Origin of the sequence: Testudinibacter sp. 'clade 2', assembly GCF_006227735.1 — a bacterium.
Lineage (GTDB): Bacteria > Pseudomonadota > Gammaproteobacteria > Enterobacterales > Pasteurellaceae > Chelonobacter.
The window spans coordinates 1-9093 of record NZ_VDHB01000103.1 but is presented as its reverse complement, the minus strand read 5'-3'; the positions used below and the strand labels follow the sequence as shown (position 1 = coordinate 9093).

At 46.4% G+C, this 9093-nt stretch carries 8 protein-coding genes; 1 reads left to right on the top strand and 7 read right to left on the bottom strand.

Features of this window, described 5'->3' with window-relative positions; translation table 11 throughout:
- Window positions 1-310: 310 nt before the first annotated feature.
- Window positions 311-1690 (bottom strand): cysteine--tRNA ligase, encoded by a 1380-nt coding sequence (cysS, locus tag FHQ30_RS08775; protein WP_139612305.1) that lies wholly within the window; start codon window positions 1688-1690, stop codon window positions 311-313.
- A 134-nt stretch (window positions 1691-1824) separates the two neighbouring features.
- Here cysS and FHQ30_RS08770 point away from each other — a divergent pair, with 134 nt between their 5' ends.
- Complete coding sequence (locus tag FHQ30_RS08770) at window positions 1825-2334, top strand: peptidylprolyl isomerase (RefSeq protein ID WP_132968079.1); 510 nt, start codon at window positions 1825-1827, stop codon at window positions 2332-2334.
- 368 nt (window positions 2335-2702) lie between these two features.
- On the opposite strand, the gene yihA is transcribed toward FHQ30_RS08770, so the two are convergent.
- From yihA to FHQ30_RS08740, 6 genes are all read right to left on the bottom strand, one after another.
- Window positions 2703-3329, bottom strand: a complete 627-nt coding sequence (gene yihA / locus FHQ30_RS08765) for a ribosome biogenesis GTP-binding protein YihA/YsxC (RefSeq protein WP_132968201.1) — start codon at window positions 3327-3329, stop codon at window positions 2703-2705.
- Between the two features lie 15 nt (window positions 3330-3344).
- Window positions 3345-3944 carry a YajG family lipoprotein gene (locus tag FHQ30_RS08760; protein ID WP_139612284.1) on the bottom strand — a complete coding sequence of 200 codons (600 nt, stop codon included), beginning with the start codon at window positions 3942-3944 and terminating at the stop codon, window positions 3345-3347.
- Between the two features lie 3 nt (window positions 3945-3947).
- Complete coding sequence (locus FHQ30_RS08755; RefSeq protein WP_139612285.1) at window positions 3948-4385, bottom strand: DUF805 domain-containing protein; 438 nt, start codon at window positions 4383-4385, stop codon at window positions 3948-3950.
- An 11-nt stretch (window positions 4386-4396) separates the two neighbouring features.
- On the bottom strand, window positions 4397-6112 hold the full coding sequence (proS, locus tag FHQ30_RS08750; RefSeq protein WP_139612286.1) for a proline--tRNA ligase: 1716 nt from the start codon (window positions 6110-6112) through the stop codon (window positions 4397-4399).
- Window positions 6113-6319: 207 nt separating this feature from the next.
- Window positions 6320-7786, bottom strand: coding sequence for a surface lipoprotein assembly modifier (locus tag FHQ30_RS08745; protein WP_139612287.1), 1467 nt, complete (start codon window positions 7784-7786; stop codon window positions 6320-6322).
- Between the two features lie 68 nt (window positions 7787-7854).
- Window positions 7855-8856 carry a transferrin-binding protein-like solute binding protein gene (locus FHQ30_RS08740; RefSeq protein WP_139612288.1) on the bottom strand — a complete coding sequence of 334 codons (1002 nt, stop codon included), beginning with the start codon at window positions 8854-8856 and terminating at the stop codon, window positions 7855-7857.
- Between the last annotated feature and the right edge of the window lie 237 nt (window positions 8857-9093).

Sequence of the window (9093 nt, the reverse complement as noted above, 5' to 3'; positions counted from 1 at the left end):
ATTTTTACAATCAAGACCATAATTTCGCCATTAGACCACTTTTTTAATTACTTTTCTATATACAAAGTAAAAAAGTTTTTTATTACATTTAGCTACATAAAAGTAAAATAATTCATGCAAATCGATATGTTTGATCAACATGATTAAATCAATAAAATAACTTTATGAAAATAATCAGTTTTATGTTTTTTTATAAAACTAATCAGAGGCAGTATGACGGGAAGTTTTCTGTGGAATAGACAAAGTGCGGTCTAAAAAACCGCACTTTGTTATATTGATAAGTTATAACTATTGTATTAAGTGTAAAAAGCTATGCTTTGCGCCAAATGGTGCCGTCGGCGCTGTCCTCTAAAATGATGCCCATAGCGTTCAATTTATCGCGCGCTTGATCGGCAGCAGCCCAATTTTTGTCGGTACGGGCTTGGTTGCGTTGTTGAATTAAGCCTTCAATTTCAGCCACTTCACTGTCATCGGATCCGGCTTGCAAAAAGGCTTCCGGTTGCTGGTATAAAATGCCCAGCACCTCGCCCAGCTCACGCAAGCGTGCAGCCAGTCCGTCAACCTCTTGCGGAGCGTCCTGCTTGGCTTTGTTGACCGCTCTTGCCAGTTCAAACAACACCGACAACGCATTCGGGGTGTTGAAATCGTCATCCATCGCCTCCTTGAACGTCTTTACAAAACTCTCTCCACCGCTGGCTTTTGCCTGTGGATCTGTGCCACGCAGGGCGGTATAAAGTCGTTCAAGTGCGGTGTGCGCCAGATTCAGATTTTCTTCGCTGTAATTTAATTGGCTGCGGTATTGCCCGGTCAGCAGAAAATAACGCACACTTTCGCCGTTGTAATGTTTCAGCACCTCGCGAATGGTGAAGAAGTTGCCGAGTGATTTTGACATCTTCTCTTTGTCGACCATAATCATGCCGGAATGGATCCAGTAGTTGACATAATCATCGCCATGGGCGCAGCACGATTGGGCGATTTCATTTTCATGGTGCGGGAACATCAAATCCGAGCCACCGCCGTGGATATCAAAGTGTGCACCTAGTTCTTTATGATTCATCGCCGAACATTCAATATGCCAGCCCGGACGCCCCAAGCCCCAAGGCGACGCCCAACTCGGTTCGTTCGGTTTCGACATTTTCCACAACACGAAATCCATCGGATTTTGTTTGATCGCCGAAATTTCGATTCTGGCACCGGCTTGCAGCTGATCCAGATCTTGTCGTGAAAGTAAGCCGTATTTGCCAAAACTCGGCACCGAGAACATTACATCGCCATTGTCTGCCACATAGGCGTGTTTGCGTGCCAGCAATTTTTCGACCATCGCAATAATCTCAGCAATATGATGGGTGGCGCGTGGCTCACGTGTGGGGGCTTGAATATTCAAAGCACTGAAATCGGCATGCATTTCCTTCACCATACGATCGACCAGCTGATCACAACTTTCGCCATTTTCCGCTGCCCGTTTAATGATTTTGTCATCGACATCGGTGATATTGCGTACATAAGTCAGGTCGTAGCCACAATAGCGCAAATAACGGGCGATCATATCAAAGCAGACAAAAGTGCGCCCGTGACCAATATGGCAGTAGTCATACACCGTCACACCACACACATACATCCCCACTTTTCCGGCATGGATCGGTTTAAATTCTTGTTTTTCCCGTTTTAACGTATTATAGATTTTTAACATTTTCTGTCCTGCATTCTTTGTTGGAAAGCCAACCGCACTTTAGGATCTGCTGAGTCGGTAGCCGTTTTGTTATTTTTATGAAATAATAACGCCACATTATCACGTTTTTACAACAATTAAATAGGATTTAATTTATGGTCACACTACACACGAATTTTGGCGATATCAAACTAGCATTAAACAGCGAAAAAGCCCCAATTACCAGCGAAAATTTTCTAAATTACTGTAAAAAAGGCTTTTATAACAATACCATTTTCCATCGTGTGATCGATGGCTTTATGATTCAGGGTGGCGGCATGGAACCCGGCATGAAAGAGAAAGCCACCGACAAGCCGATTCAAAACGAAGCCAGCAATGGTTTAAGCAACAAAAAAGGGACGATTGCCATGGCACGCACCAGCGATCCGCACTCTGCTACTGCCCAGTTTTTTATCAATGTGGCTGACAACACGTTCTTGGATTACCGTGGCAAAAAGATGTATGACCGTGACGTGGTGCAAGAATGGGGCTATGCCGTGTTCGGTGAAGTGGTTGAAGGCATGGACGTAGTAGAGAAAATTCGTCAAGTGAAAACCGGCAACAAAGGTTTCCACCAAGACGTACCACAAGAAGATGTGGTTATTCAATCAGTGACGGTGGAGTAATTCCGGGGCAAACGTTTCACGCTGAGCCAAAAGTGCGGTCAGTTTTTGGTCAAGATTCAGACCGCATTTACACAAAAAACCGCACCACATTCATTTATCTTTTCAAACAGATTCACCCTATTCTTTCATCGGGCGGATGCAATCCGCCCTAGACAGATGACAAAGGTTAAAATACACGACTAATGTTGTAAATGTAGGGGGCGATTATATATCGCCCCGAACCGCACTTTGCATTTTTCCTTTATTGATTAAGTGCTTATACCGCACTTCGCAAACGGGCAGATGCAATCTGCCCCTACCTTGCCTCATCGAATATCTTTATCAATAATCTGAAACTATTTGGGGCGCTCATATCACAGCGAACCGTTTTACTCTGCTGGTGCGCTAAAATTCGGGGCGAACCAGCTGTCCAGTTTTGCTGCCAGTTTGTCAATTCCAATTTTATTCAGTGCGGAAAATGCTTCGACTTGAATATCTCCCTGAAACGGCAGAATCGCCTCACGCACCAGTTTCACTTGTTTGCTGCGTGCGCTTTGGCTGAGTTTGTCGGCTTTAGTCAACAACAGCAACAATGGCAACTCAGAGCTGACCGCCCATTCGATCATCTGTTGATCCAAGTCTTTTAACGGATGACGAATATCCATCAAAATCACCACGCCGCCTAAGCATTCTCGTTTTTGCAGATATTCGCCCAATGCTTGCTGCCATTTGATTTTCATCTGCTCCGGCACGGCTGCATAGCCATAGCCCGGTAAATCGACAATTTTACATTGTGGTTCCACTTCAAACAGATTGATTAACTGGGTGCGTCCCGGTGTTTTTGAGGTGCGCGCCAAACTTTTTTGATTAGTCAGACTGTTAAGTGCGGTTGACTTGCCCGCATTCGAGCGGCCGGCAAACGCAATTTCAATGCCGTTGTCTTCCGGCAGGTGGCGGATGTCCGGTGCGCTGGTTAAAAAATGGGTTTTTTGGTAATTCAATTTAATCTCTGACACGCTGTGTTCCTCGTGTTAATGGCAAATAAGATGCGCTAAAAATGATCGGATTTTTTGATAACTGCCGTGCAATAAAGCGTCACCATCAAACTGATTTGGCTGCGACAATGGCGGAATCAGTTCACTGGCGTTGATGTTCAATAAGGCGTTGTCGCTAAATTCAAATTGTGAAATCAGTCCGCTCATGCGCAACTGTCCTTGTGGATCGCGCTGATAGAAGGTCAGCGCATGTTCAGCGTTCAATGGCTGATGGTGGCGAAAGGCATGACACACATCCGTTGCCTGAATTTGATAAACATCGACAAAACCCGCTTGCCCTAATTCGTAAAACTCCACACGCTCAATCTTGTGTGGAAGCGGTTGTTGCAGCGGATAATCCTGTTGGTTCAATGCCAACAGAATTTTGCGCTCACTCAGAGTTTGCAACTGAAAAGTGTGGTCGTCCCGCTTATTTTCGCTGCTGATGGTTGCCACAGGTGTGCCATCGCCAGCCACACTAAAACTGAGCTGCTGTGGCTTGCCGTGTAAATCAAAAAACGGCAAAGTGCGGTTCGGGCTGCTGCAAGCGGCAAGCAACAGACAGGCTGTTGTGATCAACGACGGTTGTATTTTCATGGTTTATTTCAACTTAAATTGCAGTGCCAAGCCACGCTCACCATAGCGGTTTGCTTGCGCTTGTCCACGAAAAACACCCCAGTCCAGCAACAGTAATGTGCCGAAAAACAATGGCATAAAACGCCCCAGCGCCCACGCCATCATACCGTCGCTATACGCGGCAACAAAGTAGCACAGCAGCGGAAATACCACGATAAACACCGCACTTCCACTGCGTCCACGATCATGCAAGCGCTTGACCACAACCGCCACCAAGCAGTACAGCACCAGCAACAACAGCGCCGATACCAAAAGTGCGGTCGCGGTTTGTTGGAATAACTGTTGCATCGGCAACAAATTCGCCAACAGCAATAATACCGCAAAGCAAATGCCGAACCCTTGCCAAAACCCTTTGCGGTTCAGGCGTCCTTTGAATGAAAACAGCAGTGACCACAATGACATGTTATTTTCCATCAGGCTTGCAGTTGCCGGGCGATAAATGCCGCCACGTCTTGTTGGGCAATCATCTGTTTCTCACCCGATTTACGGTTTTTATATTCTACTTCGCCATTCAGCAGGTTTTTCTCACCAATCACAATTGTGTGCGGCACGCCGATCAGTTCCATATCGGCAAACATCACGCCCGGGCGCTCTTTGCGATCATCAAAAATCACATCCACGCCTTGCTGCTGCAAAGTGCGGTAGAGTTCTTCGGCGTACTGCTGCACCGCCTCGGATTTGTGCATGTTCATCGGCACAATCGCCACTTGGAACGGGGCAATTTGCTGTGGCCAAATGATGCCGCGCTCATCATGGTTTTGTTCGATCGCAGCCGCCACCACACGGCTGACACCGATGCCGTAGCAACCCATGGTCATCACTTGCGGACGACCGTCTTCGCCTTGCACCGTGGCATTCATCGCTTGCGAATATTTGTCGCCCAATTGGAAAATATGTCCGACTTCAATCCCACGCTTGATTTGCAAGCTACCGTTGCCGCACGGGCTTGGATCGCCTTCCACCACATTACGCAAATCCGCCACTTGTGCCAGCGGCAGATCACGCAACCAGTTGATGCCGAAATAGTGTTTATCGTCGATATTCGCCCCGGCACCAAAATCACTCATGTTGGCAACGGTGCGATCAATCACCAGCGGAATCGGCAGGTTAATCGGCCCCAATGAACCGACACCGGCACCAATTGCGGCACGGATTTCTGCTTCATCGGCAAATACCAGCGGACTGGCAACCTGTGCCAATTTTTCCGCTTTGACTTCATTCAGTTCATGATCGCCACGCACGATCAGCGCCACGAGTTGATGACCGCTCTCTTCGCTGGCGTGTACGATCAAGGTTTTGACGGTTTTTTCAATCGGCAAGCCAAACTGTTCGACCAATGCAGCAATGGTTTTACAGTTTGGGGTATCGATCAAACGCAGTTCCTCGGTTGGCTCGGCACGTTCGCCTAAAGCCACCGCTTCCGCCAGTTCGATATTGGCGGCGTAATCCGATTCAGTCGAGAAAACGATATCGTCTTCACCACTGGCGGCCAGCACTTGGAATTCATGCGAGGCACTGCCGCCGATTGAACCGGTGTCGGCCTGCACCGCACGGAAATCGAGGCCTAAGCGGGTGAAAATATTGCTGTAGGTTTGATACATCACTTCATAAGTTTGCTGCAAGCTGGCTTGGTCGTTATGGAACGAGTAGGCATCTTTCATCAAAAATTCGCGTGCCCGCATCACGCCGAAACGTGGACGCACTTCGTCACGGAATTTGGTTTGGATTTGGTATAGATTAATCGGCAGCTGTTTGTATGAACTCAATTCACGCCGTGCCAAATCGGTGATCACTTCTTCGTGGGTCGGGCCCAACACGAAAGGGCGCTCGCCACGATCAGTGAAACGCAACAGCTCCGGGCCGTATTGCTCCCAACGCTCGGATTCCACCCACAGGTCACCCGGCTGCACCACCGGCATCGACACTTCCAACGCTCCGCTTTTGTCCATCTCTTCACGCACGATTTTTTCGACTTTACGCAACACTTTTAAGCCGGTCGGCAGCCAAGTGTACAACCCCGATGCCAACGGACGAATCATGCCCGCTCGCAACATCAGTTGATGGCTGACCACTTCAGCATTGTTCGGAGTCTCTTTTAAGGTTGAAAATAGATATTGTGATGTACGCATGGTATTTCCTGTAAATGGGTTTGATCTTGAAAAATTGGCGATATTCTAGCATTGGAACGGCATATTCAAAACAAAAATAGCCGTGTTCACGGCTTAGACAGCTGACAACGGTTAAAATATACGATTAATATTGTAAAAGGGGCGGATATATAATTCACCCCTACCCAGCCTAATCAAATATCTTTGTCTACTTACAGCAAGTGCGGTCTAAAAGCGTTTGCTGACTTCCAGATAGACTCGATTTTTGTCATAACTGTAAAACGGGTTGTTGCTGTCTATTTTGGTGTATGCCCAAGTCACTCGTGGGGTGATGCCCCAGAAATGCAGATTACGGTGCCAGATACTAAATTGTGCGCCGTATTCATCATTTTTTTGGCGAATACCGGTGAAATCAGCGGCTTTATACTGGCGTTTGGCGTAGTTCAGCGTGATTCTGGTGGAAATGCCGCCCATCCACTCCTGCCCCCAGCCGAGCCGTATATTTTTGCGCTGGTAGGCATTATCCTTATGCTGCGCATTATCGCGACTGTAGTCCGCACCGACAACCCAGTATTGATCACTGCTTGGCATATATAACAAGGTGTTTGACCAGAAATAGTTATTGCCATTCAAATGTTTGCGTGTCACATAACGCTGTTCTCCATACTCAAGTGCGGTCGAAATCTGCCAACGTGGCGCCAGCCAATAGCTGAAATCCAAACGCAAACCGCTATTTTGTGAAAAACGCTTCAAGGAATCGCTGCCGGAAGCGCCACCGCCATACCAGCGTCTTTCGGTAAACGGCATCAACGTCACTTCGCTGCGTGCCGTTTGATAGCCCAAACCGGCGCTGATCCGTGCATTAAATTCATTGTATTTTTTGTTATCCCAATAGTAACGTCCATAACCGGACAAGCTCACTTTGCTGAAAAAGCCGTGTTGCAACGACCATTTTTTATCTGCGCCAAGATTATAGCCAATCCCTTCCGCTTTTTCGCTTTGCCAAGCTTTCCAGCCGTTGACTTGCGTACCGGCTTTTGGTGCATTGTTGACGTTTGCCTCGTTTAAATAACTTAAACCACCTTGAAACGTCCACTGATCGCGCCGATTAATTGCCGTTAAATATTGATCAATCAACTGTACAAATGCCGGTGACACATTTTCAGTGCGTAACTTTTCAAACTGATCGCGCGCTGCTTCATTATCATTATTCAAATACAGCACTTGCGCCATTTGGTAGCGTACCGGAATCAAATTCGGGTTTTTAGCAAACAAAGTGCGGTATAAACTCAATGCGTGAGCATAATCCTGTTGCTGCTGTGCCAAGATCGCCTCGCCCCAGGTCACCAGCACCGGATCGGTTTTGCCTTGCGCTTGATAAATCGGCAGCAACAGCGCCACACCCTCTGCGTTATTCTGCATTAATGCCGGCAGCAACGCCCGCAGCACCAACTCAGGATATTTCGCCAGCTCTTCTTTGCTGATTGAAATGGACTTAGGTTGCGACACCGCACTTGGAGCTTGTAATGTCGTTTGTGGCAAATTAGGCTGTGCCACCTGAAATTTTGACTCATCCAAACCTAAGCGTGGCGCCTGTTCAGTGGTCACGGTTTGTGCCTGCGCTATGCCGCTAAATAAACCGCTAAAAATTGGCAACACTGCCAAAGAAACAAGAAATGAATGGTTGATACGCATAATACTCTCAAGTAAAAAGGCTATCTGAATAAGATAGCCTTGATTATAGTCTATTTTTTCAAATAAGGTTATTTTTGTTGCTCAGCGGCAAACACCACTCCCCATTTAGCATTATGCGCTTCCCCGGCAATTTCTTCTGCTTTTTCACCGAAAAATGCGCCGTTGAGTGGGGCTGTAATATCATTCCCAATTCCCGTATTTTTTAATGCCTCTTCGTTAAAGTTCAATGTTGCTGTTCCTGCTATCTGAGAAGCATCTATATCACCGACCAAACTGACAAGGGGCAACATATTTTCTTCGCTATATAACTCACCATTAACCTTCTTAGTATCAAAATTTGCTATCACATCTACACTTCCCTTATATAGCGAAGTATTCTGCCCAATAGGTCCTTGATTTCCCGGATTCAAAGTAAATAGCTGTGCCGTACGATCGCCATGATAAGCAATACTACCACTCGCTGGAATACTGGAATCTGGTGTGACACTACCGTTATAAAAAGCATAGATCACGCCTGTATCGGTATCCTTACTAAAACCCAATTTAACGGATTTAATATTAGTTTGTGTACCACAGCAAATACCAACATAACGATCACTTTGCCAAATTGTACTCAGGATAATATTCTCTGTATTGATGCCTGAAAGCGATGGAACAATATTTATTGTTTTTCCATCAACAATGATGGTCTTGAAATCATTAGAACTGACACTGATATCTTTGACATTCGTCGGAGTAATATTATCATCATCCCTTAAACGATCAGTATATTGAAACCCTTTACCATGATAGGCGTAAGATAGAGGTGTCGGCTCTACCGGATTGCTTGGTTCCGGCGACGTTGGTGTAGTTGGTTGTGCTGCTGGTTGTGTTGGCGTTGCCGGTGTTGCTGGTTGTGTTGTTGCCGTTTCTGCCGGTGTTGTTTGTGCCGGTGTGGCAGGTTGTTCTGATGATGTAGGATTTATCGGTGCGGCGGTTTCCGATGAACTGGAGCCACCACCACCGCCACAAGCGGTTAAGACCAAAAGGCTAAGTGCGGTTAATCCGAATTTTATTTGTTGTTTTTTCATAAATCACCTGTCTTTTTTAATTACATGTTGCTGTTGAAAATAGGGTCTGTTGATCTTTGTTTATATTTTGAGTTGTCGTTTAAAATGAGCACAATCTAGGCGTAAGCCGAAATCAATAGCGGAACTATTGATGAGGATTACAACGAAGAGTGTGCTCATTTTAAACACAATCCAAAGGACTATGACGCTTTTTCGCCACTACGGCGTTAAAAGCCGTTCGTTTAGAATCACTAAACT